Source organism: Melioribacter sp. Ez-97 (assembly GCF_051488665.1).
Taxonomy (GTDB): Bacteria; Bacteroidota; Ignavibacteria; order Ignavibacteriales; family Melioribacteraceae; genus Melioribacter.
Window position 1 is genome coordinate 54,862 of the sequence record NZ_JBPSEG010000009.1, and the last position, 26,982, is coordinate 81,843.

The window sequence follows — 26,982 nt, forward strand, 5'->3', positions numbered from 1 at the left end:
TAAAATGTTACAAGGCGCTGTAATCGGATTTGGCGGAATAATACAGAAGAGCCATCTGCCTGCTTTTGCCGATTCTAAGTTGCGAACGAAATTAAAAATAAAAGCCGCTGTGGAATTGAATAAACGAAACAGAATCGAAAGCGGCAAAAAATACAGGGACTTGAATTTTTACGCTTCTTTTGAAGAAATGCTAGATAATGAAAAAATCGATTTCGTGGATATTGCAACTCCGCCGGTATATCACAAAGAATATATTGAAAAAGCTATATCTCGCAATCTCAATATCATTTGTGAAAAACCTTTCGTGCTAAATACAAAAGAAGCTCTCTATATATATGATAAACTATCCGGATATAATGGAACGTTCGTCGTATGTCATCAATATAAATACTCTCCTTTATGGCGGGAATTCAAGAAAGCAATAGACACAGCTCCTAAAACTAAAAAAATGTTTTTACAATTTAACGTAATACGTTCCAAAGCCGATAAAGGTATTGAAATGTTTCGTAACGTATGGCGAATCGATAAAAATATTAGCGGCGGAGGAATACTTGCCGATACTGGCATACATTACATTTATTTGTCTCTCTGGTTAATGGGTAAGCCCCGGTCGGTCTGGTCCTCGGCGAAGAACATTACTCATCATAATTATAAAGTTGAAGATACGGCTGTTGTGATATTGGAATTCGACAGAGGCATAGCTCAAATTAATTTAACATGGGGAGGCAACAGGAGACATAACAGCGCTTTTTTGAGCTCGGGAAATGTTTCGCTACAGTATTTGGGAGGACGAAAATTAATAAAATATATAAATGATAAAGAAGAGATTTTAGAAGTTCCCGACCCATCTGACAAAAACACATATATAGATTTGTACGTCGAACTGTTTAACGAATTCTACAATATGGCAACAAGAAAAAGTACTGATAAATCGGCGGCTGAAGAAGCATTGATGTCAATTAAAATTATGGAACTGGCCTATAAATCGTCAGAAAAAAATAAGACAATGGCAATAATAAATGAATAATAAAATACATAGCGCTTTCTTTATAGGCGGATTGATAATCTTTGTTATTCTCGTTTACAATTTTGGCGTGAATGAGATAATTGAAAATATATATAAAACGGGCGTTTGGTTTCTGCCTATTGTAGGAATCTGGGGATTTGTATATCTGATTAATACATGCGCCTGGTTTATTATTATAGACGGCTTTAATAGCCCTTTGAAATTTTCTAAAATCTTTTCGATAACGCTGAGCGGCTTTGCAATTAACTATATTACTCCCGTTGCTAGCATGGGCGGCGAGCCGTATAGAATTTACGCTCTTAAGAATTTTATAGGACTCGACAAATCTGTGTCGTCTACAATCCTATATACGATGATTCATTATACGTCGCATTTTTTGTTCTGGCTAACAGCCATTGCTTTGCTTGCTATTTATTCGCCCCTTTCCTTTACGCTAACGGTAATATTGATTGCTCTGGCTGCCGTTTTGATTCTATTAATTCTCTTTTTTATTTCAAGACACAAAAAGGGCGTCCTTGTATCTTTATACAGATTGCTCAATAAAATTTCTTTTTTCAATAAATATTTTGCTGAAAAATATTTCAAAGAAGACTCCATAATCAAAATCGATAAAGAAATAACGTCGTTTTATAATAAACGCAAAAAGGCGTTCTACTTATCGCTTATTCTTGACTACCTCGGGAGAATAGTAGCCTCAATCGAATTCCTTTTTATCCTAAAGTCAATTGGCGCCGACATTTCTTTTTTTGACGCCATATTTATAAGCGCGGCTTCATCTCTTATTATGAATATTATCTTTTTTGTTCCGATGGAGTTGGGAATAAGGGAAGGTTCCCTTATGCTCGTCATGAACGCTCTTAAGTACGGTAGTGGAATAGGTGTTTATATAGGATTGGTAAACAGGATACGCGAATTTTTCTGGATATTAGTCGGATTATTACTGATACAATTGAATAAATACGGCATCAAGAAGGGAAATATTATGGAAGACTTATTATGAACGAACAAAACATAACCGCATATCTTTTTGATTTTGGCGGCACGTTAGACATTAACGGAAAGCATTGGAGCGTTGAATTTTGGGAAGTATACGAAAGCCTCGGCGTGCCGGTTTCGTACGAAGAATTCAGGCAAGCTTATATCTTTGCCGAAGATCGCGCCGACCGCATAATTAATCAAGATTATTCTCTGTATAATACGCTCGAGACGAAAATTACATTGCAGTTCGACTATTTGAAAAAAAACAACGCTGATATAGACGACAAAACCGTAGAAGTCATAACTAAAAGATGCTATGCCGATATAATAAACAATATCCCCGAGACAAAAAGAATCTTGAAAAAGTTTAATTCGCTTTACAAAACAGCTCTGGTGTCAAATTACTACGGTAATCTCAAAACCGTATGCGAGGAATTAAATATCGATGAATATTTCGACGTGATCGTTGAGTCTTCAAAAATAAAGATATACAAGCCGGACCCCAGGATATTTGAAATTGCTTTACAGAAACTCGGAATAGAGCCTAGAGAAGCGGCGGTTGTGGGAGATTCATACGACAGGGATATTGTTCCCGCCAAGCGGATTGGATGCGCGACGATTTGGCTTAAAGGTAAGAGCTGGAAAGAAAAAAATGAATCGACAGCCGCCGATTTTATTATTACATCAATAGAAGAACTGGACAAATTTCTGTCATAAAATAACATGTTTAATTGGAGGAAATTTATATGAAACGAGAAATTGAAAATCCGAAAGGCAAACTCGGAATTCTAAGCGTTGGATTGAACGGAGCGGTAACTACAACTTTTTTGGCTGGTACGCTCGCGATACGCAAAGGGAAAAAAAAGCCAATCGGCTCTCTAACTCAGATGGGCACTATTCGCATCGGTAGAAGAATCGATAATAATTTCCCTTTAATTAAAGATTTTGTGCCCCTGGCAAATCTTAACGACCTTGTTTTTGGCGGGTGGGATATAAGGAATGAAAACGTTTATGAGAGCGCTATTAGCGCAAACGTGCTTGAGACGAACGATCTGGAAACGGTAAAAGATGAGATGAAGCGAATAAAACCAATGAAAGCGGTATTTGAAAAAAGGTTTGTAAAGAAACTGGACGGCGATTGGGTGAAAACCGGTTCCACAAAATACGAATTGATGGAGTCTCTACGAGAGGATATACGGAATTTTAAGAAAGAAAATAAGTTAGACCGCGTAGTGGTTATCTGGTCGGCTAGCACCGAGATATTTATAAGAGAGAGCGAAGTGCACAGCAGTTTGAAATTTTTTGAAGAAGGGATGAAAAAAAATCACCCGGATATATCTCCGAGTATGTTGTATGCTTATGCCGCCTTAGCCGAAGGAGCTCCTTTTGTAATGGGCGCTCCAAATCTTTCCGTAGAAATTCCGGCGCTCGTGGAATTATCGTTAAAAAATCAAGTGCCGATTGCAGGCAAGGATTATAAAACAGGCCAAACGCTGGTCAAAACTGTTATAGCTCCCATGTTAAAAGCCAGAATGCTCGGACTTCATGGTTGGTTTTCGACGAATATATTAGGAAACAGAGACGGAGAAGTGCTCGATGAACCGGATAATTTCAAGACCAAAGAAGAAAGTAAACTCTCCGTAATTGATACTATCCTTCAGCCGGAACTCTATCCTGATTTATATAATAAATATTATCATAAAGTAAGAATAAATTATTATCCGCCCCGAGGAGATAATAAAGAAGGTTGGGACAATATCGATATTTTTGGCTGGATGGGATATCCGATGCAATTGAAAATTAATTTCCTGTGCAGAGACTCTATACTGGCTGCGCCAATTGTATTGGACCTTGCTCTGTTTGCCGACCTTGCGCTACGCAGCGGTATGTATGGCATTCAAGAGTGGCTGTCGTTCTACTTTAAAAGCCCTATCCATAGTAAAGAAAAAGTTCCTGAACACGACCTCTTTATTCAGTTGATGAAATTAAAAAATACTTTGCGAAAATTAATGGGAGTTAACCCAATTACACATCTGGATTCCAATGGCATTGAAGAATCGGTAGAGGAGTATTATCCGGATTGAAGCAAATTACAACCGCGAATTATTATTTGAAAAGGAGAGCTAATATATGCATAGTGTTGAGACAATTAAATTGCTGGAATCATTTCGATTTGGAGTCAGAGAAGCGCTGCTGAGCCTTTCGGCTACGGCGGCTCTCTCGTTATTCGTTGCGTGGGTCTATCATATTACCCACAGAAAGAAAAAGTACAGTAAGGAATTTCTGCAAACTCTTGTATTTATCAGCGCGGTAGTGGCTTCGGTTATGCTCGTTATCGGCAACAACCTCGCCGGCGCTTTTGGTCTTATCGGAGCGGTGTCGATTATTCGGTTCCGCACAAAAGTTAAAAATCCTCAGGACACGGCTTATATCTTTTTCGTGATGGCTGTCGGAGTAGCGTGCGGGTTTAAGTATTATTACGTCGCTCTTGTATCGACTATCTTTATCGGAACAATGCTGATAATCTTTTCCAAACTCAATTTTACAGAAGAAGAGGTTTCGCGAAAATCTCACATACTCAGAATACTCGTAAACGACTTAAACGAAGGCAAAGCGGCGATTGAAAAACTGCTGGACGCCGAAGTCGAATGGTGGGATATTTATCAGCTCAAAACCGACAAGCACGATAAACTCGTTGTCGACTATATAATCAATTTGAAAACAAATACTCCCGTAAAAGTATTTCTCGATTTTGTGTTCAATAAAGCCGAAAGCTTTTTCACGGTTATGGAATTTAAGGATGCGTAGATTATTATTAGTTTTTTTGACAATCCAACTTTTACCCGTTCTTCTTTATTCGCAAAAGAAGGTAAGCTACGACGGTTATTTCGAAATTGGCGGCAAAGCCGAGTATAACGGCGTTTATATCGAAAGTTACTACAAAGCCAAAATGGAATTCGAATATAAAATCAATAAATACACCGAAGTCGAAATCGATATAAGAGGAAATTCCGAAGACAGGGAAATTATTCTCTATGAAGCGTCGGCTGAGTTCGAATTGTCGGACAATCTCGAAATTGAAGTCGGCGATTTAAAGAAAAGATTCGGTTACGAAGAATGGACTGCGAGAGAAAAACTGCCTACGATAAGACGGAGTATGGTTAACCGGTATTTAGAACCGCTCGGATACGTTAACCGGGAACCCGGAGTTCAGGTTGAATGGGAGCGAGAGGACTATTTGCTGACCGGCGGCGTGCATTATAACGAGTCGCATTCGGTAAGTTATATTATTAAAGCCGTAAAACGTTCGATCTCTTCGTTAGACGGCGTTTTTGCAAATCTTCAAATAATACGCACGCGCGATACGGAAATACCGAACGCCACGGCTTTCAATGCAGGCGTATTCGATACGGTTGCGGGTTTTGCTTCCGTTCTGGAATTCTACTACGGACTCGATCCCGTCGAATCACACTACAGCGCGCTCGAAGGCGGAGATAACGACGTTTACCTTGGAGCGGTCAGATTTATTACGTCTAAAATATTCCTGTTTGAAAACAAAATTATCTGCGGTTTCGAACCCGTCCTTTCGGGAGCCGTACTGGTAAATAATATGGATTATACCGACGTCAACAAGTTTCAGCTTATGTTAGGATTCAACTTTTATTTCAACGACAATGCGCGATTAATGATTAACGGCGACCTGGTGGCAAGTAATCGTCCCTTTAGCAAATCGAAAAGATCGTTAACCGACAGCAGCGCTCTAATTCAGCTGCAGGTAAGATGGTAAAGAAAACGATAAAATATCCGGGTCTTCTTTTTCTGGTGTTACTGATTGTTTCCTGCGACTTTATTGCCGACCCTCCCGCAGTAGAAAATTATAATCTCCCGGTCTGCAGTATTGAAATATCTGAAGAGAATTACGGGCTTCTGAAAAAGAACGCGTATTCGAATCTTAAAGTATCCGCGCGCCTGAACATTAACGGCGTGGAACATAAAATTAAAATAAGGCATCAGGGATTCAGTTCGCGCGGCAATTTTAAAAAGAACTTCCGCATTATTTACGAAGAGGGGAGCGATCCGTTTTTCGAAGGTTCGGAAGTCATATTAAATTCGCAGGCGATCGATCCTTCGATGATGAAATCTTTTCTCGCAATCGAAATATTTAAGCATACCGACCTCATTACTTTTAAGATTCAGCCGGTAGCTTTCTATATCAACGATACTTACGAAGGACTCTATTATTTAATTGAGCCGATTGACGAGACTTTTTTTGTCAAAAGAAATATTAAAACTTCGGAATTGTATAAAGCTTACAACGGATTCGCGTTCTTTAATTACGACGATTTGCCCGATGTACGGAAAGGATACGAAAAAAAATTTCCCGACGACGAAAATTATCATACGCTCGAAAAGTTGATTGCGGCAACAAGCGCAGACGGTGAAAATTTTCCGGAAGAACTCGAAAAGGAATTCGATACGGATAAATTCCTCCAGTATTGGGCGGTTACTGTGCTGATCTGCAATTGGGACGGTATAATTCATAATTTTTGTTTGAGACGGGATGCTTCGTCGAATAAATTCGAGATTGTGCCGTGGGACCTCGACAGAACATTCATGTGGGACGATTACAGAACCGCTTTTCCGGGAGATAATTATCTTGTTCGTAAGCTTATGAATTATCCCCAATACAGAAAAATCTATAAAGCTCACTTCGAGCGACTGCTCGAAGAAGTATTCAACGCTTCGGTTTTATTTCCCAAAATCGACTCGATGAAAACCGTGATCGGCAATGCATATAATAACGACCGTTGGCTGAAATCCAACGGTTACGACATCGAAACCGAATCGGAAAATATTAAACGGTTTATCGAAAGAAGAATCGATTATATCAAAAATCAATTGAAAAATTTCAACTGAAGCAGGAATGATTTATTTTTGCCAAATATATAAAGGGGATTAAATGAAATATTCGGTTATTGTTTTCGACCTTGGCAGCGTGCTGATTCCGTTCGACTATACTAAGGCGATTGAACGAATCAATAAAGCGGAAGAAGGGCTCGGTAATAAATTCGCCCGGCTCTACGCTGAGAATTACGAATTTCACAGAGATTTTGAACGCGGAAAAATCAGCAGAGAAAAGTTTCTGGATAAGATGTGCGAATGGCTCGAAGGCAAAGTCGACCGCGAAGAATTTTGCAGAATTTTTTCGGATATTTTTACTACAAACGACGACGTCATAAAACTGCTGCCTGTACTGAAAAAAAATTACAAACTCGTCCTACTTTCGAACACTAACGAGATTCACGAAGAATACGGATATTCGCATTACGAATTCCTGAAATATTTCGACAAACTTTTTCTTTCGCATAAAGTCGGAGCCGTTAAACCGGAAGAAAAAATTTATCGCGCGGTCGAATCGTACACGGGAATGCATTCGTCGGAACATTTTTTTATCGACGACGTTCAGGAATATGTGGACGGCGCAAGAAGATGCGGCTGGGACGCGGCTCGGTTCGTCGATTATAATACTTTAATACACGATTTGAAAATCAGAAGAATAAATCTCGACGGTCTATCCTGAAATCCATTTTTTCCAGACCTCGGGCTGATATCCTAAAGTTACTTCGTTTCCGTTTCTGACTATCGGAGTTTTTAATAGCAACGGATCGTTGAGCAGTTCTTCTTCTGTATCGTAAACCATATATTCGAGATTTCTCTTTTTGTATTGCCTGCCTTCTTTGTCGAGCAAATCGTCGAGATTGATTTTACGGGTTATATTATCGAGCTCGCCTTTTGTCAGCCCTTTTTCGTTCAAATCCTTGAAATGAAATTTAACGCCTCTTTCCTTAAAAAAGCGTTCCGCTTTCTTTGTGTCGTTGCATTTTCTGGTGCCGATTATTTGTATGTTCATGATAATTCCCCTTCGAATGGGTTTTGTTTGCCAGCCGGTAAAATTATATTTTAACAGCGCTAAAATAAATTAATGACGGAGAAGTAATGAATCTTAAAAAATTTTTTCTAATCAGCATAATAGGAATTTCACTCATGAATTGCACTACCGAAAAGCAAGACGATTTCAAATATGTGGCGGAGCAATTTGCCGACTTAAGAATACAAAGGTATAAAATCGACAATTTTGACAAACTAACGCTTCAACAGAAAAAACTAGTTTATTATCTCTATCAGGCGGCGCTTGCCGGGAGAGATATTATTTGGGATCAGAATTACAAACACAATCTTTACATCAGAAGAACGCTCGAAGGAATTGTAAAAACCTATAACGGCGACAGAAACGAACCTCAGTTTGCAAAATTTATGGAATATACAAAACGAGTCTGGTTTTCCAACGGCATTCATCATCATTATTCCAATAAAAAATTCCAGCCGGAATTTTCAAAAGAATATTTTGCAAATCTTGTCAGAGGTTCGGACGAATGGGAGCTGCCGCTGCAAAACAACGAAACCACGGACGACCTTATTAACAAACTGACTCCCATTTTATTCGATCCCAACGTCGATCCGGTAAAGGTAAATCAGGACCCGAACGCCGACCTGATTAAAACATCGGCTGTCAATTTTTACGAAGGAGTAACTCAAAAAGAAGCCGAAGACTTTTACAACAGTCTTGCCGACCCGAAAGATACCAGACCGGTATCGTACGGACTGAATTCCAAACTCGTTAAAGAAAACGGCAAGATATTCGAACGCACCTGGCGGTATAAAGGAATGTACCACCTGGCTATCGACAAAATAACATACTGGCTCGAAAAAGCGATGACAGTGGCGGAAAACGAACAACAGAAAAAAGCTCTCGATTTGTTGGTTAAATATTATGTCACGGGAAATCTCAAATTGTGGGATCAATACAATATAGAATGGATTAAAGACACGAATTCCGTCGTCGACGTTATTAACGGATTTATCGAAACGTATAACGACCCGCTCGGATACAAAGCAAATTTCGAATCGGTCGTTTCGTTCAAAGATTTCGAAGCCACAAAGAGAATCAAAACCATAAGCGACAACGCGCAATGGTTCGAGGACAATTCTCCCATAATGCCCGAGCATAAAAAGCAAAACGTTAAGGGAATTTCGGCTAAAGTAATAACCGTCGTCGTTGAATCGGGAGACGCTTCGCCCTCGACTCCGATAGGCATAAATCTGCCGAATGCAAATTGGATACGAAAAGAATACGGATCGAAATCGGTTAACTTGGGAAACATAGTTCATTCTTACAATAAAGCTTCGGAAAGCAGCGGACTGATTGAAGAATTCGCATACTCGCAGGAAGAAATAGAACGCGCAAAAAAATACTGGGCGCTGGCAAGCGATCTTCATACCGACATGCACGAAGTGATAGGACACGCGTCGGGACAGTTGAATCCGGGCGTCGGTCAGCCGAATGAAACTCTCAAAAATTACGCATCCGTGCTGGAAGAAGCGCGCGCCGATCTGGTGGCTCTCTATTTCATTATGGATCCCAAACTTGTCGATCTGGGAGTTATGCCTTCCCTCGAAGTCGGTAAAGCAGAATACGACGGTTATATCAGAAACGGTTTGATGACTCAGCTTGCCCGCGTTGAATTGGGAGACGATATCGAACAAGCGCATATGAGAAACCGGCAGCTCGTCTCCGGTTGGGTCTATGAAAAAGGCATGAACGACAATGTAATCGAAAAGAAAGTTAGAGACGGAAAAACTTTTTTTGTAATTAACGATTATCGGAAATTACGCGATTTGTTCGGAGAACTTCTCAGAGAAATTCAAAGAATTAAATCGGAAGGCGACTACGAAGCCGGTAAAAATCTGGTGGAAAACTACGGCGTTAAAGTCGACAGGGAACTTCATGCGGAAGTTCTAGAACGTTATAAAAAACTTAATATCGCTCCGTATGCCGGCTTTATAAATCCCGTACTTGTCCCGGTTATGAACGGCGACGAAATTATTGACGTAAAAATTGAATATCCCGAAGACTTTACCGAACAGATGCTCTATTACGCAAAAGAATATTCGTTTTTGCCGACATATAATTAATCTTATAAAAAAAGAGAGGGAGATGATTGATATCTCCCCCTCTTTGCCCTCGGATTATTTCATGTAAACGAGTTTGATCGATTTCTTGAACGCGCCTCCCGAGACCGTAAAGATATAAACGCCCGAAGAAAGCTGTTCACCTTCGTCGTTTTTTCCGTCCCAGAAAAGATTTATAATATTTGAACTGTTCGGCGTATACTCGAATGTTTTAACTTCCTGTCCGAGTAAATTATAAATTTTGATTTTGATGTTTTCCTTAGCTGCCTCTGCCGGCAAAGTAACGGTAATGTTTACCTGCGAATTGAACGGATTCGGATAAGCTTTAACGTCGAATTCCGTCGGAACCTCATTCTCTTCGTCGACCGATATTATGGCTCCTCCGTCGTCCCAGCCCCTTTGCTGTTCCTGAACGCATTCTATACAAACCGTGTCCCCGGGCTCCAGGCACAGGAATGAAGTATAAGTAGACAATACTCGGTAGCGAGCGCTCAAATCGATCAGTTCAATTATTTCTTTGTTTGTTAAATACCCTTTTTCGAGATTGCTTATATACCATCCCGTCCACATTTGAGCTGTCGTGCTGTCTGCGTTGGCTATTTCGTTTTCATAGATATTCAAAGTCGACGTGAACGGTTTCGAGTCGTAAATTCCTGAGGCTTTTATCGTAAAGGGAAAACTACCGATATACTTACCGATCTGTACAATCGGCTCGCCGATATTGATGGAGGCTTCAATACTTTTTAAGCTCTGTCTGCTAAAACAAAAACCGGCTTCGAGAGTAGTATAGAGATCGAACGAAGTTATTAATCCGCTTATTTGTCCGAAGAGTTCGTTCATTGTTGCAAGCGGCGAATTGTTTAATCTTTTATAGTCACCGCCCGTCAATCTCGCAAGATTTGTGTAAAAATATTCGTTGCCCAGATACGATCTGTTGCCGAAATAATAATAGTAATAATTATTGTTGTTGAAGTCGAAAATGTATGTGGGCGGCAAAGGGGAGTAATAAGTTTGCAGGTCGTTTATCAATTGATTTGCCTGTTCGAAGCTGCCGAATTGATCGGAAGAAGCCATCAGATAAACCACGGCGCTGTCCCCGTCGTTCTGTAGATATTCGTAACCGTCGTTCAATAATGTAGCCAAATTGCTGTAGGAAGACAGATGGGCGCCTTTGAAGTTTTCCAGTACGGCGTTAATTGAATTGGTGTCGGCGTTAATCCAACTCTCGCTCAGTCGTTGGGTGCCGAGCATCGAATAAAAAATGTTGAATCGGTCGTCTTCTTCCAAATTCGTTTTTATCAGCGTCTTAAGATTTGAGACTACGTCGTCTTTTGATAGAGTAGTTTTTCTTACGTCGTAATCAATGAGAAATAAAATTTTGTTCTTCTTTTTATCGATGATAGTATTGCCCGGGAAGAGAGCCATTTGATAGTATCCCGTTTCTCCGTCGTCATACTTTTTCAGGTAGACTCCGTTTATCATCGGATTGGGATATTCAACCGCCAAGTTCGACGGCAGACTTGAAACATTCGTGAATGAAACATATTCGTAGTCGGCGGGATATTCCGTTCCGGAGGCGTTAACAAACTCGCCGTCCTTGCCGGCTAATACGGGATTTTTCCATTCGTTAAAGTTCAATGCGGCTATTTCAAGATTCGCTACGGGTTTGTTTGCGGCATTCAAAATGTAGTAGGGTAACGGAACCAGAGCTTTTTCACTGTACCAATTGTTAGGCGTCAAATACTGAATTTTAAATTTCCTGAAGGATTTGGGAAAAAGCGGATAAACGCGTAGTTCATAATTGTTGGTAGACCGTTTGTACAATACCGCAGGGTCGCGTCTTCGGCTGACGATATTTTCATAAATAGTAGACGCAGTCCATGTATCGAGCAGAAGTCCTTTGCTGATTTCGTCTCCTACCCAGAGCCACAGATCAGTTACCACGCTTCCTTCCGGCAAAGAAAAATTAAGCACAATCTCGAGCTGCTTATCGTCGCTTAAATATGTGTCGGTAGTCGCTACTTCGAGTATGAGATCGATTTTGCTGAAAACTCCCTCCGGCTTTACAATAACCTGGGCTTTATTAATTACGGGCGTGTAATTGCCCCATCCATGCGGGTCGTTAATCGACAGGTAAGCGTATTGCTGAGCCTTAATACTAAAAACCAGGGCAAAAAGAATTAGAAAAAAAGCGTATCTTTTTAACATAGAAGCCCCCTTTTAATAATGAATATTTAAAATAATTTTACTCAAAAATTATTCCAAATTCTATATATAATAATACGGTACAGTTTCAAACTTTTTTATTAACACATGCGAAATATTTTCGCGCCGGAGTAAATTTTTCGTTTAAAAAGATTATTTTGGGATTAATTGCTATTTTATATACATGAATTTGAAACTGGTAGTATTCGACCTGGACGGTACGCTTGTAAGTTCGCACAAAACAATTTACGCGGCTACAATAGAAACTTTTAACCGTCTCGGCATTGAGCATAATTTGACGGAAGATGAATTCTATTCCCGGATCGGTCTTCATTTCGAAGATATTTTTGAAGAATTCGGAATAAAAGTCCCTGATTTCAAAGAATTTATCGAGTTGTATAAGTCGATTTATTTTGACTTTATTAAATACTCCGAACTTTACGAAGGCGTCCAGGAGATATTAGAGGATTTAAAGAGGAATAAAATCAAGCGCGCTCTTTTGACTACCAAGTCGCAAGAGCAGGCTGAATTGATTTTGAAACATTTCGGCATCGATCCCGAATTCGATTTTATAATGGGGAGGCGTCCTGGGTTCGAGCATAAACCTTCGCCACAGCCGCTCCTTTTTATTTGTGAAAGTTTAAATGTTATTCCGGCCGATACTTTAATGGTCGGCGATACCGAGCTCGACGTTCTTTGCGCCAAAAATGCAAACGCAAAATCGTGCGCAGTTACGTACGGATATCGAACAGCCAATGATTTAATAAAACTCGATCCCGATCTGATTGTAGGGTCGCTCGATGAACTGAGATTGAGATTCAACGGAAAATAAAATGAAATCCGCCACTCTTCGTTTCTACGAAGAATTAAACGATTTCCTTCCGCCTGCAAAAAGAAAAGTCCCGTTTCAATACCGGTTTTACGGAAGTCCTTCGGTTAAAGACGTAATCGAATCGTGCGGAGCGCCTCATACGGAAGTCGACCTGATAATTGTAAACGGGAATTCCGTCGGATTCGATTACCGGATAAAAGAAGGCGATTATATTTCGGTTTATCCGGAATTCGAGTCGATCGATATAACTCCCGTACAGAAATTAAGACCCTCGCCGCTCAGAAATCCGCGTTTCATTCTCGACGTCCACCTGGGAAGGCTTGCGCGCTATTTGAGAATCTGCGGTTTCGATTCTCTCTACAGAAACGATTTTTCCGACGAAGAAATTATCGATATTTCTGTAAATGAAAAAAGATGCATCCTTACGCGCGACGTCGGCATCTTGAAAAATAACAAAGTAGTCAGAGGCTACTGGATTAGAAATCAGTCGCCTGTAAAACAGCTTAGAGAAGTTGTCGGCAGATTCGATCTCGCCGGCGCCGTACAACCGTTTTCTCTTTGCATCGAATGCAATGTAAAACTAAATAAAACCGAGAAAGAGAAAGTGGAAAACCTTTTGCCTCCGAAAGTAAAAAAAATAAATACCGAATTTTACAGATGCCCAAATTGTAAAAAAGTCTATTGGAAAGGAACGCATTACAAAAAAATGATTGAACTGATTCGAACGATTCAACATGAAGGGCGTTAATGATTATCTGTTTCTAAAATTATATATTATATCAAAGGGTTAAACGATTATGGAATACAGACTGAGCGAAATATATATCTATCCTTTCAAATCTTTAGGAGGGATATCGTTAAAGCGCGCCGAGGCAACAGACCGCGGACTTAAGTACGACAGGCGATTCATGCTTGTAGACGGCCAAGGCAATTTCCTGACGCAAAGGAAGTTTCCCGTTATGGCTTTAATAAAACCGGAAATAACGGACGAAGGTTTTCGCCTCCGATATTCAAAAGACAACAGGATAATTGAAATACCGTTTAGACCGGAATCCGACGTCAGAGCAAAAGTTAAAATATGGGACGACGAAGTCGAAGCCCTGCTTGTTTCGGAAGAAGCCGATAAATGGTTCGAAGAGATATTGAAAATAAAATGCCGTCTCGTATTTATGGAAGACGACGTTAAGAGATACGCAGATAAGAAATACGCGTTAAATAATGAGCTGGTTAGTTTTGCAGACGGATTTCCTTTTTTAATTATCGGCGAAGAGTCGCTCAAAGACCTTAATTCCCGTCTGAATGTAAAAATTCCAATGAATCGTTTTCGTCCCAACCTTGTTTTTAAGGGGGGGCGTCCCTTCGACGAGGATAAATGGGAATCTTTCGTACTGAACGGAATTAAATTTCGGGTTGTAAAACCGTGCGCGCGTTGCGTGATAACGACTGTCGATCAGACAAACGCCCGGAAAAGCGAAGAGCCCCTCAAAACTCTTTCTCTTTATCGGAAGGAGGGAAATAAAATATTATTCGGACAAAATTTGCTGCACGAAGGAGCCGGATTAATCGAAACGGATTCGTTAATAACAGTAACACAATGGAAATAATATTTTGTAAACGGAGCGATTATGGAAAGATTAAAAGCCTTTTTAAGAACCACATTCCTCGGCGGATTTTTGATTGTGCTGCCGATTATCCTTTTGATATTCGTGCTCGATTGGTTCTTCAACTTTTTGACGGACAAAATAAGACCGGTTACGAATATCCTGGTGGAAACCGCCCGGTTGAACGAACTGGTCGCTTCGGTTGCCGCCGTAATTATAATTCTGCTCCTCTTTTTTATTGTCGGATTGATAGTGAGAACAAGTCTTGGCAGTTATATAATCGGATTTCTGGAAGAAAAAATTTTAAGGCGCGTGCCGCTTTATAAAATCATTAAAGATACGGTTATACATCTGTTCGGCGACGAGAAATTGATTTTCAAAGGAGTGGCGCTGGTAAAACCGTTTGGCAACGATACGATGGTCACCGCTTTTATTACGGACGAAAGCTTCGACGGATACACAACCGTTTTCATTCCTTCGGCACCGGCTCCGACGGGTGGATACATTTATCATATCAAAAACGAATTCGTAATTAAACTCGATTACCCGGTGGAAGAGGCAATGCGAACGGTTCTTAGTCTCGGAGGCGGCTCCGGAAAACTCCTTAATACGATGAATGAGAAAAAATCATAATTCGACTTTGTGACGCGTTTGACCTTCGCCGAAAACTATGAATTTCTTAGTGGTCAACGCTTCCAATCCCATCGGTCCGTATGCATGTAATTTGGAAGTCGAAATTCCGATTTCCGCGCCCAATCCCAATTCGCCGCCGTCGGCAAAACGCGAAGACGCATTGACCATTACTGATGAAGAATCGACGTCTCTGATAAATTTTTGCGCGGTAAAAATATTCCCCGTTGCAATTACGTCTGTATGATTTGAGCCGTATTTAGCTATATGTTCCACTGCTTCTTCGTAACCGCTTACAATTTTTACGGCTATTATCAGATCGAGATACTCGGCGTAGTAATCTTCTTCCGCAGCGGCTTTCGCATCGGGAATTAATTCTATTGTTCCGCTGCAACCCCGTATTTCGACATTCTTTTTTTTCAGAGCGGATGCGGCTGCCGGCAGAAATTTCGGAGCTATCTCTTTGTGAACGAGTAACGTTTCGAGCGCGTTACAAACCGCCGGCCGCGACGTTTTTCCGTCAATCAACAGTTTGATTGCAAGTTCGGCGTCGGCGTCTTTATCCACGTAAAGATGACAAACGCCTTTGTAATGCTTTATAACGGGAATTCTGCTGTTTTCGGTTACGAACCGGATTAGTCCCTCGCCTCCTCGCGGAATTACAAGGTCGATATATTCCTCGAGTTTAAGAAGATCGACCATTGCATTGCGGTCGGTCGTCGGAATAAAAGTGAGAATGTCCGGACTAACCCCGGATTCTTCAATGCCCGATTTGAGAGCTTCGACTATTGCGACATTCGAATTAAAAGCTTCGGAGCCTCCGCGAAGTATCACTCCGTTGCCGCTTTTGATGCAAAGCGCCGCGGCGTCGGATGTTACGTTGGGACGCGCTTCGTAAATGATTGCAATCACTCCGAGCGGTATGCGCATCGTTCCTACGCGTATTCCGTTTGGGCGCGTTTTTATATTCTCGATAATACCGACGGGATCGTCGAGCTGAACGATTTCCTTTATCGCTTTTATCATCGAATCGATTCGATCGTCGTTCAATCTTAGACGGTCGACGAGCGCTCCGCTCAATCCCTTTTCTTCTGCGGCTTTCAAGTCGGTTTCGTTGGCTTCGATTATTTTTGTTCTGAACTGATCCAAACTTTCCGCCATCGAAGTCAACAATTTATTTTTTGAATTGGCGTCGAGCGAGGCAAGTTTACGTGAAGCGTATTTACATTTTTGCGCAAGTTTTATCAAATCTTTTTCCAATTTGCATACCCCTATTTAGTTGCCGTTATAATTAATTCGTCGCGGTGAATCGCTTCTTCGGTAATAACAAAACCGAGCGTCTTTTCTATCTCGGCGCTCTTGCGTCCTTTAATTTTCGAAAGATCGGAGGAATTGTACTGAGTAATTCCTTTGGCAATCGGTTTTAATAAATTGCTTCCTTCATTGTAAATATCGACGGCGTCGCCCTGTTTGAATTCTCCTTCGATTCTTGTAATGCCGGAAGGCAATAACGAAGCGCCGCGATTCAGTATTGCGGAGGCGGCGCCTTTATCGATATAAATTTTGCCTTTCGATTCGACCGCGTGAAGCAGCCAGTGCTTGCGCGCGTTAACGGGCGACGCGGCTTTTTTGAACAGAGTGCCCGCCACTTTGCCTTTGGCAAGGTCGTCGAATACTTCTTTTTTTGTGGCGTTAATAATAATTGTATCGATTCCTATATTCGTCGCCTTTTGAGCCGCTTCAATTTTGGTTTTCATTCCGCCGGTGGCAACGGGATTGTTCGATTTCCCGGCGAGACTGAAAATTTCATCCGTAATTTTAGTTACTACGGGAATCAATTTGACGTCGTTTTTCCTTTTCGGATCCGCGTCGTATAATCCGTCGATATCCGTGCAGATTATTAATAAATCGGCTTCGGTCAGCATTGCCACGTAAGCGGCGAGATTGTCGTTGTCCCCTACTTTTAATTCTTCCGTTGCAACCGTGTCGTTTTCGTTAATGATCGGAAGCGTGCCCAGCTCTATTAATTTATTCAAAGTGTTTTTTGCATTTACAAACCGGCGGCGATTGTGAATGTCGTCGTAAGTCAATAATATTTGCGAACACGGGAAATCGAAAAAACGGCTCCATAACGAAATCAATATCGATTGTCCGATTGCGGCAAGCGCCTGCTTTTCGGGAATGGAACGATGATTTTTTTTCGATAACCCGGGCTGGGTGGTTAAACCCGCGGCTACCGCCCCCGACGAAACCAAAATAATTTCCTTGCCCGAATTAATCGATTCGGAAATGAAACCCGCAATGGGAAGCAAATAACGCGTCGAACATTTGCCTTCCGGCGCAATTATGCCGCTGCCTACTTTTATTACCGCCCTGTTCCAATCGCTTAATTTTATTTTTGACATAACCCGCTGAATTTTATGTATAAATATACGTGATTATGTATAATAATGCATTTATAAAAATCATCTTCGGCAATCATTCGTTATTCAACGGCGCGGAAAACGAGAATCAACGCCTTATTGCTGCCGTTATGAATCGAATTCGTCCGGCGCTCATCTAACTTTTTGCTGTTCGTATTATTGTCTCAATTTTAATAATAATGAAAGGTAAAATTATGAATAAATTATTCTTGGCAATCGTCGTTTTGTTTGCCCTAAATCTTTTTGCGCAAGATAAGGGCGCGCCGCAATTTCTGATAGAAAGCGAAAGTAAATATACTTTTGCGGAGACTATCGACAGTCTCAATAACCTTGGAAATAAAAACGGATGGAAACTGGTTGCGATACACGATATTCAAAAATCTCTCAAGAAAAACGGAAGAGAGGTTCTGCCGATAAATATCGTTGAATTCTGCAATCCCGAATATTCTTACGCGGTATTAAATGATGATGCGTCAAAGCAAGTATCGGCATTAATGCCCTGCAGAATTTCCGTATATGAAAAGCCGGACGGCAGGACGTACATTTCCCGTATCAATCCGGAATTTTTAGCCGCATCTTTCGGGAATCTAAAAAATTCTCCGATGGCAAAAGCAATTGGAGACGTTGAAAATATATTGAGCCGATTGCTCAAATAACGAACAAAATAACCATTGGCGTTGAATCCTTGATATTCAATCTTCGCGTTGTTAATTTTATTTCCGGATTCGGGATTAGAGGGCTATTCGTGTTTAATTCGTGCATTCGTGGTTATTTTTTGCCACGAATTCACGAATGGACAAGGGGCGCGTCAAACTATGACTGATATTTTATTCATAGACGTTCTAGAATTAGTGCATTGCCGCTTTCTCCCGCAGGTCAAAGTCCTATCTTAGCTCCATTTTATTTATATTTGTGTTCAATTTTTTACGGAAATTAAGAGCGAAAAATGAAACCCAAAAATTTGTCCGAAATTCCCAAAGCCTACAATCCTTCGGATGCCGAAGGCAAATGGTATAAGTATTGGTACGACCACAATCTGTATCATTCGGAAGTCGACGAAACAAAAATTCCCTATACAATTGTAATCCCTCCGCCGAATATTACCGGCATTCTTCATATCGGTCACATTCTCAATAATACGCTGCAGGACATTTACATCAGATACAAACGAATGATGGGTTTTAACGCATGCTGGGTTCCCGGCATCGACCATGCCTCAATTGCAACGGAAGCAAAAGTTGTGGCTATGCTGAAGGAACGGGGAATCGACAAGAAAGACCTGACGAGAGAAGAATTCTTAAAGTACTGCTACGAGTGGAAAGAGAAATACGGCGGAATAATTTTTCAGCAGCTTCGCAAGCTCGGCGTAAGCTGCGACTGGCAGCGCGAACGTTTTACGATGGACGAACATTATTACCGTAAAGTAATCGAAGCTTTCGTTAAACTTTACAAAGAAGGATATATCTACCGGGGATACAGAATGGTCAATTGGGACCCCGCGTCCAAATCGGCTATTTCCGACGAGGAAGTATTCTATAAAGAAGTTAAAGGAAATCTCTGGCATATTAAATATCCGGTTGAAGGCTCCGACGAATTTCTCGTTGTCGCAACCACTCGTCCGGAAACGATGCTGGGCGACACTGCCGTAGCCGTCAATCCGAACGACGAACGTTACAAACATTTGATCGGCAAAACCGTTAAACTTCCGATTGTCGGCAGGGAAATTCCCGTTATCGCAGACGAGTACGTCGATATGGAATTCGGAACCGGAGCCGTTAAAGTCACTCCGGCTCACGACGTTAACGACTATGAAATGGGATTGCGGCACAATCTCGAAATGATAAATATTTTTAACGAAGACGCCTCGACAAACGAAAACGTACCGGAAGAATTCAGAAATCTCGACAGATACGAAGTCCGCAAAAAAGTCGTAAAAACACTCGAAGAACTCGGAGTCCTCCTGAAAACAGAAGACTATACGCATAAAGTCGGATATTCCCAGCGCGGAAACGTTCCTATAGAACCTTATCTTTCGGAACAGTGGTTCATGAAAATGGACGAACTTGCCAAACCCGCGTTGGAGGTAGTGCTCGACGGCAAAATTAAATTTCATCCCGAACACTGGATTAAAACTTACGAACATTGGATGACAAACATCCGCGACTGGTGTATTTCGCGTCAATTGTGGTGGGGTCATCGCATTCCTGTCTGGTATCATAAAGAAACGGGCGAGATCTATTGCGAAGTCGATCCGCCGGCGGACATCGAAAACTGGACACAGGACGAGGACGTTCTCGACACATGGGCGTCGAGCTGGTTGTGGGCTCAGGACGTATTTACCAACGAACGTGATCAAAAATATTATTATCCGACAGACCTGCTGGTTACCGCTCCGGATATTATCTTCTTCTGGGTGGCTCGCATGATTATCGCCGGAATGCATTTTATGAAAGAGATTCCGTTTAAAGACGTCTATTTTACGAGCACAGTACGCGATACCCAGGGCAGAAAAATGAGTAAATCGCTCGGCAATTCGCCCGACCCTCTCGACTTGATCGAAGAATACGGCGCCGACGCGCTCAGGTTTACCATGACTTACATTTCTCCGCTCGGACAGGACGTCCACTTCAGCAACGAAATGGTCGAAATCGGCAGAAACTTTGCAAATAAAATATGGAATGCAGGAAGATTCCTTTTGATGAACGCTCAGAATATCGAAATTAAACCCGAGCTGGCGGATAAACATATCGACTTTACCGACAGATGGATTTTCTCGAAATTCAACCGTACGCTGAAAGAATTTGCAGAAGCAATCGACAATTTCGAAGTTAATGCGGCGTCGAAAATTTTGTATTCGTACGTCTGGAACGATTTCTGCGATTGGTATGTCGAACTTTCGAAAGAACGGCTCTACAAAGGCTCGGACGAAGAAAAATCCGCCGTACTTACCCGGGCTCTCAAGCTTTACGAAGAGATGCTCAAAATGGTTCATCCTTTTATGCCGTTCATTACGGAAGAAATTTGGCAATTGATAGACAACAGAAAAGACGGCGAAAGTATTTCGATCGAAAGATTCCCCGGATTCGACGAATCGAAAATCGACCCCGGAGCAGAAGCAGAAACCGGTTTCCTGCAGGATATCGTAACTGCAATCAGAAATATTAGGGGCGAATTGAACATTCCTCCTTCCAAAAACATTAATCTTTTGTTGAAGAGCGGCGAGGTAACAGAAGGACAGATCAGATATATCAAAGCGCTTGTTAAAGCCGATAAAATCGAAGCCGGCGCCAACCTGGTTAAACCGAAAGCCAGCGCTTCCTCGGTGGTTAAAGACTGCGAAATTTTTGTTCCGCTTGAAGGATTGATCGATCTGGACAAAGAAAGAATCCGCATCGAAAAAGAAATCGAAAGGATTTCCAAATCGCTTGAAGGAGTAAAGAAAAAATTGTCCAACGAAAATTTCGTTTCGAAAGCTCCAGCCGAAGTTGTCGAAAGGGAAAAGGCTAAACAAAAAGATTGGGAAACTGCTCTGGAAAAATTAGAATCGATTTATAACGATTTGAAGGACTGAAAATAAAGATAATTTAATTAACCGTCCCTGCTGCAGGGACGGTTAAAATATTAACTCGTAACTTTCAAATTTCCGCTGCGCTGCCAATCAGTTTGAGACTTATTCTTTCTTTTTCGATGTCGACATTCAGAATTTCAACTTCCACAATATCGCTTACGTTTATGATATCGAACGGATTTTTAACAAATCGATTGGACATCTGGGAAATATGAATCAAGCCGTCGTGTTTTACTCCTATGTCCACGAATGCGCCGAAGTCTACAATATTTCTTACTGTTCCTTTCAGACGCATTCCGATTTTCAAGTCTTCCATTTTAAGAACGTCGCTACGGAGAATCGGTTTTGGCAAATCCTCGCGCGGGTCTCTGCCCGGTTTTTTCAGATTTTCGATAATGTCTTGCAATGTTGGAACACCGACGCCGACTAGTTCAGCAATTTTATCGATCCCTTTCGATTTTACGTAAAGCTCAATCAAATTTCCTTTCTTGTTTATTTCGGCGGCGTTTACTCCCGCTAAGTCGAGCAGATTCCGGACAGCTCCGTACGATTCGGGATGAATGAAAGTATTGTCGAGAGGATTTTCGCCTCCGGGTATTTTTAAGAATCCCGCGGATTGCTCGAATACTTTTTCGCCGATACCCCGGATTTCTTTTAATTCCTCGCGGGTTTTGAATCTTCCGTTTTTTTCGCGGTAATCGACAATTCGTTTGGCTATCGGTTTGGATAAACCGGAAACGTACGAAAGCAGCGAAAGACTCGCCGTATTCAGATCGACTCCGACGTAGTTGACGCAGCTTACTACAACGTCGTCGAGTTTTTTGCTCAATTTCTTCTGATCCACATCGTGCTGATACAGACCGACTCCGATCGATTTCGGATCTATTTTAACGAGTTCAGCCAGCGGATCGAGAACCCGGCGAGCTATCGAAATGTTGCCTCTTTGAGCGGCTTCAAGATCGGGAAATTCGGATTTGGCAAGAACGGACGCCGAATAGACCGAAGCTCCCGCTTCGCTTACTATCAGATATTTCGTGTCGAGATTGTTTTCTTTTATTATTTCGGCGATTAACAATTCGGTTTCCCTGCTTGCCGTTCCGTTTCCGATTGCTATTAAATCGACCGAGTATTTTTTAATCAATTCGAGCGTTGTTTTCTTTGCCGCTTCGGTTTTCTTCTGAGGCTCGTGCGGATAAATCGTCGTACCTTCAAGATATTTGCCCGTCGTGTCGATAACCGCCACTTTACAGCCGGAAACGTATCCGGGATCTATTCCCATAATAATTTTTCCGGAGATGGGCGGCTGCAGCAAAAGCTGGCGTAAGTTGGTCGCAAACACTTCGATTGCGTGATTATCGGCTTCTTCGGTAAGATGATTTCTTATTTCTCTTTCGATAGAAGGGGATATCAGTCTCAGTAACGAGTCGCTCACGGTCTCCTTCAAAAATTCTTCGAATACCGTTCTGTCGTAAGGCAGGAATTTATCGTAAATTATTTTTTCGACTTCTTCGCGTTCGTACGATATCGACACTTTAAGAAATTTTTCGCGTTCGCCCCTGTTAACGGCAAGCGTTTGATACGGTTTTATTTTTTTTACCGGTATCGAAAACTGATGATAAACTTCGTAGACGTCCTTTTTGTTTTTGTCCCTTTCTTCGGGTTTAATCGCCGCTTTTTCGGAAACTATAAAAGAGTTTTCGAGCAGGTATTCCCTAACGGCGGCGCGCACTTCGGCGGTATCCGATATCCGTTCGGCAATAATGTCGCCTGCGCCTTTAATGGCTTCTTCGGCTGTCTCGACTCCTTTTTCCGGGTCGATATACTTCGAAGCTTCTTCTTCGAGGCTGCCGTCGAAAAGAGGATTGTCGAGAATAAAATCCGCAAGCGGTTCCAATCCTTTTGCTATTGCAATGGTGGCGCGGGTTTTACGTTTGGGTTTGTACGGCAGATAAAGGTCTTCCACGGTTTGAAGTTTGGTTGCGCTCCGGATTTTCTCTTCGAGTTCGGGAGTTAATTTTCCCTGTTCTTCGATGCTTTTAAGAACGGTTTGTTTCCGTTCTTCGAGCAGATTATAATAATTATATTTTTCTTCGATTGATCGCAGCTGAGTTTCGTCCAAGCCGCCTGTTTTTTCTTTGCGGTATCTCGCTATAAAAGGCACGGTAGCGCCTTCGTTGAAAAGATTAACCGCCGACGCGACCTGCTCTTTGCCGATGCCGATTTCGCGCGCTATTAGAAGAAAATAATCCATCAGTACCTCCGAAAATTAGAAACGTAAAACAAGAAGAATTATAATTTCTTTTCAACTTGATTTTTTACGGAAAAAATTTTTTTTGGTGAAAAGGGGAGTTAAGAAATAGGATTAGTCAGTTCATTTGCAATCATTTCGGCTTGCTTGAGGACAGTCTCGGTTGCCAGCTTTTGCATATCCGGCGGATAACCGTACTGTCGCAACGTTCTTTTTACTATAACTTTCAATTTAGCTTTTACGCTTTCTTTTAATGTCCAATCAATCGTAGCGTTTTTTCTGACTCTGTCATAAAGAACAATAGCCAATTCTCTTAACTTATCTTTCTTCATTACTTCTCTTGCGCTTTCATTGTTTGCAATTGCCGTATAGAAAGCGTATTCGAAATCCGAGAGACCCATTTCTTTAGGCTCTTTGTCTAAATTTTTAATCTCCTTACCCAGCGCAATTAGTTCCTCAATTACTTCAGCGGCTGTTAATATTTTGCTGTGATACTTTTTAATCGATTTTTCCAGCATCTCCATTAAAGTTTTACCCTGAACCAAGTTCGTTCTTATTCTTGATTTTATTTCATCATTCAATAATTTCCTTAAAGTTTCCAACGCTATGTTTTTATGCTGCATGTTTCTTACTTCCATCAGAAACTCTTCGGACAGAATAGAAATATCCGGTTTTTTAATTCCGGCGGCGTCGAAAATATCAATTACTCTATCGGTAACGAGAGCTTTGTCAATAACTTGCTTAATTGTTGTTTCAATTTCTTCGCTTGACTTTCCTGATGACGAAGAGTCAAATTTTAAAAGTCTTGCTTTTACTGCCTGAAAGAATGCGACTTCATCTTTTACGTCAAGCGCCTGTTCGTGCGGTATTGCGATTGCAAATGCTTTTGACAGTGCGGTGACCTCGTCAATGAATCTTTTCTTTCCGTTTTCGAGGCTTAAAATATGTTCTTCCGCAGCCAAAATAATATCGAGCTTGGTTTTTGCGTCGGCTGTAAAGTATTGCTCGTACAGTAATCCTTTATCTTTACCCAAATAGGGGACGGATGGATCTTTGACTAATTCTTCGTAATCTTTTGAGTAAGGTTTAACCGGTTTTTCAAGGAACATTCTGGATACAATTTCGAGTTTTTCTAACATCAATTGAACGGCTTTTTCCTGAGCGATTGCGGGATCGCCTTTGCCTCCGCTGTCCGAATAGAATGATAATGCCTCTTTCAGGTCGGATGCAATTCCCAGATAATCAACTATTAAACCGCCCGGTTTGTCTTTGTATACTCTGTTGACCCTTGCTATAGCTTGCATTAAAGTGTGACCTTGCATCGGTTTATCAATATAAAGCGTATGCAGACAGGGAACATCAAATCCGGTTAACCACATATCACGAACAATTACAATTTTTAATTCGTCTTCGGGATTTTTCATCCTGTCGGCTAAAACTCTGCGCTGATCTTTTGTGGTATGATGCTTCGCCAATTCGGGTCCGTCGGAAGATGCCGCCGTCATTACAACTTTAATTTTCCCTTTTTTCAAATCTTCACTGTGCCAATCGGGCCTGAGCTTAATAATTTCATCATAGAGTTTTACTGCGATACGACGGGACATAGCAACAATCATTGCTTTGCCTTCAAAAACTTTCTGTCGTTCTTCAAAATGATAGACAATATCCGCCGCAATCTGTTTTATTCTGTCTTCGCTTCCCACCAATGCTTCCAGCTGAGTCCATTTTGCTTTTACTCTTTGAGTGGAAGTTATATCTTCGCTATCGAGTTCGGCGTCAAGTTCTTTAATTAATTTTTTGCCTTCTTCGCTCAAGTTAATTTTTGCCAATCTGCCTTCGTAGAATATTCTGACAGTAGCGCCGTCTTCAACCGCCTGAGCAATATCGTAAATATCCACATAGTCGCCGAAAACTGCCGGTGTGTTTTTGTCCGTTTTTTCAATAGGCGTTCCTGTAAAACCGATGAACGTTGCATTAGGCAAGGCGTCTCTCAGATATTTAGCGAATCCATAAACAGTTTTTTTACCAATAAGATTTCCATTTTCATCTTTTTCATCTATTGTTCTTGCTTTGAAACCGTATTGTGTCCGGTGAGCTTCGTCTGCGATTACAATTATATTTTTTCTGTCGGAGAGCAATTCAAACTCTGATCCGGAATCTTCTGATGATGTGTTGTTATTTGTGAATGAATCATCCGGATAAAATTTCTGAATGGTTGTGAAAACAATTCCGCCCGAAGAAACTTTCAGCAATTCTTTCAGATGCTCTCTGTTTTCAGCTTGTACCGGTTCCTGTCTGAGCAATTGTTTTGAATCGGCAAAAGTATCAAAGAGCTGATCATCCAAATCGTTTCTGTCTGTAATTACAAGAATCGTTGGGTTATCCAACTTCAGAACAATTTTGCCTGCATAAAAAACCATTGTAAGCGATTTGCCGCTGCCTTGTGTGTGCCAGATAACGCCGCCTTTTCTGTTTCCGTTTTCTGAAGCGGCTTGCAAGGTTTTTTCTATTGCCTTATTAACCGCAAAGTACTGATGGTAACCCGCTAATTTTTTAGTTGTTTGAATAAATGTAAGATTTGATTCGGGGTCTTCCTTTTTGCTTTTTTCGAATACAATGAAATGTCTTATCAAATCAAGTAAAGTTTGTTTGTTCAGCATTCCTTTAATAAGAATTTCCAGTTGGCTTACGAGATGCGACGCTTCTTTTGTTCCGTCGATAGATTTCCACGCCATAAATCTTGAAAAGTCCGATGATATCGTCCCGGCTCTCGCTTCAAAACCGTCTGAAATTACTGCGAAGCCGTTATAAGTAAAAAGCTGAGGAATTGCTTGCTTATAGGTTTGTATTTGTTTGAATGCTGATTTTATAGTCGCTTCTTCGTCTACTGCGTTTTTAAGTTCTATTACAACAAGAGGAATTCCATTAATAAAAAGAATTACATCGGGTCTTTTAATTGCCGTTCCTGTTGATGAGTTTGTTGAAGTGACCGTGAATTGATTGACAACCGTAAATTCGTTGTTTTCGGGATTTTTAAAATCAATAAGCCAAACCAGATCGCCTCTTTGATTTCCGTCTTTGCGGTATGTTACATTTATTCCTTCGGTGAGCATTCTGTGGAATGTTTCGTTGTTTGCAATTAAATCGGGCGAGCTTATTCGCAGTATTTGTTTTATTGCGTCTTCTTTTGCTTCTGCAGGAATTGTCGGGTTAATTCTGTCAACGGCGTTCTTTAATTTGTTTATGAGAAGAACGTCGTCGAATGTTTGTCTTTCTGCGCTGGACGCTGAGCTGGAACTCTGAGCTTGTTGAAGAGTTGTCGAAGCGTCAGGAGAAATAGATGCAGGGCTCACATATTCGTAACCTAAATTTTCGAGAAGCTCGATGGTAAATTGTTCGATATCGGATTCAATCATCCTACTCATTGTCTGAACCGCCG

The 26,982-nt window shown here is 41.2% G+C and carries 21 protein-coding genes; 15 read left to right on the forward strand and 6 right to left on the reverse strand.

Annotation, left to right across the window (positions count from 1 at the left end):
- Positions 1–4: 4 nt before the first annotated feature.
- The 8 genes from ACSSWA_RS10815 to ACSSWA_RS10850 are packed head-to-tail and all read left to right on the forward strand — an operon-like array spanning position 5 to position 7,586.
- On the forward strand, positions 5–1,027 hold the full coding sequence (locus ACSSWA_RS10815; RefSeq protein WP_437356594.1) for a Gfo/Idh/MocA family protein: 1,023 nt from the start codon (positions 5–7) through the stop codon (positions 1,025–1,027).
- Positions 1,020–2,027, forward strand: coding sequence for a lysylphosphatidylglycerol synthase transmembrane domain-containing protein (locus ACSSWA_RS10820; RefSeq protein ID WP_437356595.1), 1,008 nt, complete (start codon positions 1,020–1,022; stop codon positions 2,025–2,027). The genes ACSSWA_RS10815 and ACSSWA_RS10820 overlap by 8 nt, the downstream gene beginning before the upstream one ends.
- Positions 2,024–2,722, forward strand: a complete 699-nt coding sequence (locus tag ACSSWA_RS10825; RefSeq protein WP_437356596.1) for an HAD family hydrolase — start codon at positions 2,024–2,026, stop codon at positions 2,720–2,722. The genes ACSSWA_RS10820 and ACSSWA_RS10825 overlap by 4 nt, the downstream gene beginning before the upstream one ends.
- 29 nt (positions 2,723–2,751) lie before the next feature.
- Positions 2,752–4,089 (forward strand): inositol-3-phosphate synthase, encoded by a 1,338-nt coding sequence (locus ACSSWA_RS10830; RefSeq protein ID WP_437356597.1) that lies wholly within the window; start codon positions 2,752–2,754, stop codon positions 4,087–4,089.
- A 46-nt stretch (positions 4,090–4,135) separates the two neighbouring features.
- Entirely contained in the window at positions 4,136–4,813 is a 678-nt protein-coding gene (locus ACSSWA_RS10835; RefSeq protein ID WP_437356598.1) for a DUF4956 domain-containing protein, read from the forward strand.
- Positions 4,806–5,792 (forward strand): porin, encoded by a 987-nt coding sequence (locus ACSSWA_RS10840; RefSeq protein WP_437356599.1) that lies wholly within the window; start codon positions 4,806–4,808, stop codon positions 5,790–5,792. Before ACSSWA_RS10835 ends, ACSSWA_RS10840 begins: the two co-directional genes overlap by 8 nt.
- On the forward strand, positions 5,786–6,922 hold the full coding sequence (locus ACSSWA_RS10845; protein ID WP_437356600.1) for a CotH kinase family protein: 1,137 nt from the start codon (positions 5,786–5,788) through the stop codon (positions 6,920–6,922). Before ACSSWA_RS10840 ends, ACSSWA_RS10845 begins: the two co-directional genes overlap by 7 nt.
- Before the next feature lie 43 nt (positions 6,923–6,965).
- Positions 6,966–7,586: an HAD family hydrolase gene (locus ACSSWA_RS10850; RefSeq protein ID WP_437356601.1), complete on the forward strand. Its 621-nt coding sequence runs from the start codon at positions 6,966–6,968 to the stop codon at positions 7,584–7,586.
- On the opposite strand, the gene ACSSWA_RS10855 is transcribed toward ACSSWA_RS10850, so the two are convergent.
- The gene (locus tag ACSSWA_RS10855; protein WP_437356602.1) at positions 7,578–7,916 is read right to left on the reverse strand and encodes an arsenate reductase family protein; all 339 of its coding nucleotides are present in this window, start codon (positions 7,914–7,916) and stop codon (positions 7,578–7,580) included. The two genes, ACSSWA_RS10850 and ACSSWA_RS10855, sit on opposite strands and share 9 nt — an antisense overlap.
- A gap of 86 nt (positions 7,917–8,002) precedes the next feature.
- On the opposite strand from ACSSWA_RS10855, the gene ACSSWA_RS10860 reads away from it, so the two are divergent.
- Positions 8,003–10,039 (forward strand): dipeptidyl-peptidase 3 family protein, encoded by a 2,037-nt coding sequence (locus ACSSWA_RS10860; protein WP_437356603.1) that lies wholly within the window; start codon positions 8,003–8,005, stop codon positions 10,037–10,039.
- A gap of 54 nt (positions 10,040–10,093) precedes the next feature.
- Here ACSSWA_RS10860 and ACSSWA_RS10865 read toward each other — a convergent pair whose 3' ends face one another.
- Positions 10,094–12,244: a VIT domain-containing protein gene (locus tag ACSSWA_RS10865; protein ID WP_437356604.1), complete on the reverse strand. Its 2,151-nt coding sequence runs from the start codon at positions 12,242–12,244 to the stop codon at positions 10,094–10,096.
- A gap of 181 nt (positions 12,245–12,425) precedes the next feature.
- On the opposite strand from ACSSWA_RS10865, the gene ACSSWA_RS10870 reads away from it, so the two are divergent.
- The 4 genes from ACSSWA_RS10870 to ACSSWA_RS10885 are packed head-to-tail and all read left to right on the forward strand — an operon-like array spanning position 12,426 to position 15,307.
- Entirely contained in the window at positions 12,426–13,073 is a 648-nt protein-coding gene (locus ACSSWA_RS10870) for an HAD family hydrolase (protein WP_437356605.1), read from the forward strand.
- A 1-nt stretch (position 13,074) separates the two neighbouring features.
- Entirely contained in the window at positions 13,075–13,821 is a 747-nt protein-coding gene (locus tag ACSSWA_RS10875; RefSeq protein ID WP_437356606.1) for a Mut7-C RNAse domain-containing protein, read from the forward strand.
- A 49-nt stretch (positions 13,822–13,870) separates the two neighbouring features.
- The gene (locus ACSSWA_RS10880; RefSeq protein ID WP_437356607.1) at positions 13,871–14,677 is read left to right on the forward strand and encodes an MOSC domain-containing protein; all 807 of its coding nucleotides are present in this window, start codon (positions 13,871–13,873) and stop codon (positions 14,675–14,677) included.
- A 21-nt stretch (positions 14,678–14,698) separates the two neighbouring features.
- Entirely contained in the window at positions 14,699–15,307 is a 609-nt protein-coding gene (locus ACSSWA_RS10885; protein WP_437356608.1) for a DUF502 domain-containing protein, read from the forward strand.
- Here the strand turns inward: ACSSWA_RS10885 and ACSSWA_RS10890 are convergent.
- Entirely contained in the window at positions 15,302–16,564 is a 1,263-nt protein-coding gene (locus ACSSWA_RS10890; protein ID WP_437356609.1) for a glutamate-5-semialdehyde dehydrogenase, read from the reverse strand. The two genes, ACSSWA_RS10885 and ACSSWA_RS10890, sit on opposite strands and share 6 nt — an antisense overlap.
- A gap of 11 nt (positions 16,565–16,575) precedes the next feature.
- Positions 16,576–17,709 (reverse strand): glutamate 5-kinase, encoded by a 1,134-nt coding sequence (gene proB, locus ACSSWA_RS10895; RefSeq protein WP_437356610.1) that lies wholly within the window; start codon positions 17,707–17,709, stop codon positions 16,576–16,578.
- A gap of 212 nt (positions 17,710–17,921) precedes the next feature.
- Between proB and ACSSWA_RS10900 the strand changes: the two genes are divergently transcribed.
- Positions 17,922–18,383: a DUF302 domain-containing protein gene (locus ACSSWA_RS10900; RefSeq protein WP_437356611.1), complete on the forward strand. Its 462-nt coding sequence runs from the start codon at positions 17,922–17,924 to the stop codon at positions 18,381–18,383.
- A gap of 290 nt (positions 18,384–18,673) precedes the next feature.
- The gene (locus tag ACSSWA_RS10905; protein ID WP_437356612.1) at positions 18,674–21,298 is read left to right on the forward strand and encodes a valine--tRNA ligase; all 2,625 of its coding nucleotides are present in this window, start codon (positions 18,674–18,676) and stop codon (positions 21,296–21,298) included.
- Between the two features lie 64 nt (positions 21,299–21,362).
- On the opposite strand, the gene ACSSWA_RS10910 is transcribed toward ACSSWA_RS10905, so the two are convergent.
- Complete coding sequence (locus ACSSWA_RS10910) at positions 21,363–23,546, reverse strand: Tex family protein (protein ID WP_437356613.1); 2,184 nt, start codon at positions 23,544–23,546, stop codon at positions 21,363–21,365.
- Positions 23,547–23,644: 98 nt separating this feature from the next.
- Positions 23,645–26,968 carry a type I restriction endonuclease subunit R gene (locus ACSSWA_RS10915; protein WP_437356614.1) on the reverse strand — a complete coding sequence of 1,108 codons (3,324 nt, stop codon included), beginning with the start codon at positions 26,966–26,968 and terminating at the stop codon, positions 23,645–23,647.
- Positions 26,969–26,982: the final 14 nt, after the last annotated feature.